Source organism: Streptomyces sp. NPDC093097 (genome assembly GCF_044754325.1).
GTDB lineage: Bacteria > Actinomycetota > Actinomycetes > Streptomycetales > Streptomycetaceae > Streptomyces.
In genome coordinates this window covers 1-1,286 of sequence record NZ_JBIVOW010000065.1, presented here as the reverse complement: position 1 = coordinate 1,286, position 1,286 = coordinate 1, and the positions used below count along the sequence as shown (strand labels likewise).

Genomic DNA, 1,286 nt, shown 5'->3' with positions numbered 1-1,286 from the left:
GGAGTGGGAGTTCATCGAGCCCTACCTGCCGATAGGCAGGTTCGGCCCGTACCCCGAGCGGCTGCGCAAACAGTTCGAAGGCGTGCTCTGGCGGTTCAAGACGGGCGGACAGTGGCGGGAGATGCCGGCCGAGTTCGGTGCCTGGCCCACCGTTCACAACCGTTTCCGGCAATGGCGGGACGCCGGCGTCTTCGAAGCCTTGCTGGAAGGCATGATCACAGAGGCCGCGAAACGGGGAGAGGTGGACCTGTCCCTGGTCAGTGTGGATTCCACTACCGCCCGGGCCCATCACGACGCCGCCGGGATGCAGCTGGACCAGGAACTCCTCACAGCCATGGAGGAGGCCGCCGCCCAGGAGGAGAAGGCCCGGCAAAAGGGGGCAGCCCGGAGGGACAAGACGGGCAGGGCGAAGGAGACGACCCCGGGCGGGAGGAACGGCGACGCCTGCGCCGCCGGCACAAGCTCCGGCTGAAGGCCGCTTTGCTCGGTCGGTCCAGGGGCGGACAAACCACCAAGATCCACCTTGCCGCCGAACGGAAATGCCGCCCGCTGGTGTTCATCCTGACGGCCGGACAGGCCGCGGACAGCCCGCAGTTCATCCCCGTCCTCAAAAAGGTGCGGGTGCGGGGGCCTGCCGGCCGTCCGCGCACCCGGCCCGACGCGGCCGCCGGGGACAAGGCGTACTCCTCCCGCGGCAACTGCTCCTACCTGCGCAAGCGCCGCATCAAGGCGATCATCCCGGAGAAGAAGGACCAAGCTGCCCACCGGAAGAAGAAAGGCAGCAGGGGCGGCAGACCCATCAGTCATGACGTCGAGCTCTACAAGGAACGGAACACCGTCGAGCGCGCGATGTGCGCCACGAGGCGCCTTGTTGTATCCCCGGCTCAGTCGGGAGGAATTGGAGGGACATTCCTGGGCCTGATGGCTCACCTGGAACCGAAAGGTGATGGGGACCAGAGCATGCCAGACAATCAGTGACCGGGCCCAGTTGCCAGGGACGGTGCGCTGAGGGGCCCGCGTGATACGGCGAAAGCTGAACTGCCTGAACCCCAATCTCCAGTCGATGAAAGTTCGCATCCATCGGAAAGGCCACTGAAACCGATGCCATGTCTTGCGACGGCTTTGATTGCGGGCCGACGCACCCTTCCCGACATGGGGCGATGTCCAGTGAGGACATTCAAGGAGATGAGTGGGGCGCCTACGTCACGCTATGACGTACAACAAGGACGAACGTGGGATCGCCTACGGGGTGCGAACCCTAGGGCGACGGAGTGCTCGTAGTAGTC

General features: G+C 65.3%; 1 pseudogene. It reads left to right on the top strand.

The annotated features are described in order from the left end of the window. Positions 1-846, top strand: a pseudogene (locus tag ACIQE0_RS38745) (transposase); the annotation flags it as partial. Between the last annotated feature and the right edge of the window lie 440 nt (positions 847-1,286).